Source organism: Gordonibacter sp. (assembly GCF_036667095.1).
Lineage (GTDB): Bacteria > Actinomycetota > Coriobacteriia > Coriobacteriales > Eggerthellaceae > Gordonibacter.
In genome coordinates this window covers 1-2740 of sequence record NZ_JAVWUP010000272.1, presented here as the reverse complement: position 1 = coordinate 2740, position 2740 = coordinate 1, and the positions used below count along the sequence as shown (strand labels likewise).

General features: G+C 45.4%; 3 protein-coding genes. 1 reads left to right on the top strand and 2 read right to left on the bottom strand.

The window, feature by feature from the left end:
- Window positions 1-182 (bottom strand): hypothetical protein (locus RR842_RS13565; RefSeq protein ID WP_332730118.1); only part of this gene is annotated, 182 nt, incomplete at its 3' end.
- Window positions 183-192: 10 nt separating this feature from the next.
- Entirely contained in the window at window positions 193-1047 is an 855-nt protein-coding gene (locus RR842_RS13560) for a hypothetical protein (protein WP_332730117.1), read from the bottom strand.
- Between the two features lie 1018 nt (window positions 1048-2065).
- Here RR842_RS13560 and RR842_RS13555 point away from each other — a divergent pair.
- Window positions 2066-2740, top strand: a 675-nt coding sequence (locus RR842_RS13555; protein WP_332730116.1) for an AAA family ATPase, incomplete at its 3' end; no start/stop codon positions are given.

Genomic DNA, 2740 nt, shown 5'->3' with positions numbered 1-2740 from the left:
TTTATTATGCCTTTTAAGCAATTACCGTATTCCGCAATAAGCGCGCGACACTGATCGCCATCAGGAAGAACCGTAGGCTTACTACTGAGTGTAGGAAGGGTTTTCTTTCCAGTCGAAAACTCACTACCCACTACATTGCTCATAGAGCTCGTTTCATCGCTCAAGCAAATGTTGTTATTCATCTCGCTGTCCTTAACACCAACGTATAGGGTTTCCCGTTTGTATGGACGCCACCAATAATCTCCGTATTTTATTTGCTATATGAAACTCGCCCTCTGATTCGTAGAGAGGAGTCTTTTCAACAACCTTAAAAACACGCTCCGTTTTAGGCAAATCTTCTGGGCCGAGAGAGTCATGTGTTTCCGACTCCCCGCCTCCTTCAAGACAGACTATTTTCATGGGCTGTTCGCCATTTAAGTTCGGGGGACCGATTGGGATCTGCCTAAAATGCGACGTTTTGAGTACTCCTAGTTCAGTGTGTTCAAAAACTATCTTGCTGCTTTCCATGGATACTCTGCACGCAGAGCCATACATCCAAGTAAAGCAAGCATTGTTTGCGCTAGACCAGCTTTCTTTTTGCGTCTCAACATCTACAAGCACCCATCCAGAAACACTGTCAATCTCTTTCAGCAGCCGGTCTATTTCTCCTAATGCCGCTTGGGCTTTTTCAGGGGGAAAGCACCCACCGTTACCACTTGGGAGAATGTGCGCGAGTAAGGGGTATGAGGATTCTCCTCCAAGTTCATCGATAACCGAACGAAATCTGGCTTTCCCGGCGATATTAGCAACCCATTCTGTGCAGATCTCTCCGAATTCATGCTCGCATGGGTGCTCAAGCCACTCGTAAAAAGCCCTGTCCAGGGATTCAAAGCGTGCATAGTATTGTCTGTAGCCATATTCTTCATATGCAGATGCAAGCGTCTTCGAAGACAGATAGCCTTCTTCATCAATGAACAAATCTTCGGTAGGCACCGGCCCTGGCAATAGAAAACCGTCCTCAAAGCACCGGCATCGAACACCCGCATCTAGTCCCATTGGATTCTCCAATCATGCTTTCCTTGGGTTCTGAGAGCCGTGTGAAGTAAATTGTAACTATCTGAAAGAAAGCGCCTGTACTTTTATTGGGACAGCTAGTGATTATTTTGAATAAAATTTCGTACAGCAGTTAGTTTTTTGTTTCAAAAATCCATACACAAGCATTTTCACCGTAGTTCAGCAGGGTAAATCACGGTCAACTGGCATAGTCGGTGGCTTGGTCTCCCTTGATCAACAATCTGGAAGGAATTGAGAGAGTCCCGTTCGATCCCTTGCCAAAATACGACCGCCCTAATATTATTTATCTACAAGTCAGCCGCTGCTTCGCGAGGTGAAATTATGGGTGAAAGCCTCTTTTCCTACCTCGACAAGATGAACAGCCTGTAAGGAGTTTGCTTTTCTCGACGCTCCTTGCAGGCTGCCAACCTGTCGAGGAGTTGATTATTATGAAAAGAAGTCGTGGGTATTATCGTACCCAAAGGAAGCGCGCCATCAAAAAGAAGGTGGCTTTACTTTACCGCCTAGGCGGTAAAGATCACTTTGAGGGATGGACCCGAGGGGCACCCGGAAGGCTTGCCAAAGGGAAAATACACTGCTCGTGCTGGATGTGTAGAAGAAAATCCTATGATGAAATCTCGCATCGAGATGCCCAGCGTCACCAGTCCATCGAACAACAACTAGTCGATATAGATTCTCAACAGAGAATTTCTTAACCGTATTGAGGATACACGCCGCTAGAAGATATGAGCCTACTACAGCAGAAAGCTACCGCCTTTCCCAAAAAACTGAACTACTGTACACCGCAAGAAGCGTTCGCAGGTGCCTTCGCTAGAATTGCATCCAAGAAGCCGATTCGCACACAGTGCTCTTTGGTGGCGCTAATTCGAGCAAATATCAGAAAAGTACGGATTTGCACTTTTACGTCCTTGTTTTTGTAGATATTTGCACTTTTACGTCCTTGTTTTTGTAGATCGTCTTATACTGACTCGCAATATAGGCGTTCTGCTGGCGGATGGTTAAGGTGATTATATTGGAACGCACTTTAATGAAAGACCTTGTGGCCTGGAAGAATAACCCCGACCGAAAGCCCCTGATTATCAACGGAGCACGACAGGTGGGTAAAACTTGGCTTATTAAGGAATTTGGACGCCTCAATTACAAACAAGTTGCCTACATTAACATGGACAACAACGCAGTGATGACTCAGCTATTTGAGGGCGATTACAACATAGAGCGAATAGTTTTGGGTCTTGAACTTGAGGCAGGCGTTTCCATCAGGGAACAAGAAACGCTTATCGTATTCGACGAGATACAAGAAATTCCCAAAGCACTTACCTCACTCAAATATTTTTGTGAGAATGCTCCGGAATACCACGTTGTCTCAGCAGGGTCGCTACTCGGCATCGCCCTTCATAAAAATGCTTCCTTCCCTGTGGGAAAAGTTGAAACACTTTCTTTGTTTCCGCTCTCTTTCGATGAATTCGTACGTGCTCGAGCAAATATCGAGCTTGCTAATACCCTCAATAGCTCGGATTATCGTATGGCCGAAGTATTTAAAAGCAAAATCATTCCCCTGCTAAAAGATTATTACTTCGTGGGCGGTATGCCTGAAGCAGTTAAGACGTTTATTGAAAACTCCGATTACTCTAGGGCTCGCACCGTGCAACAGCGCATAGTGGCAGACTATGAACGTGATTTTTCGAAG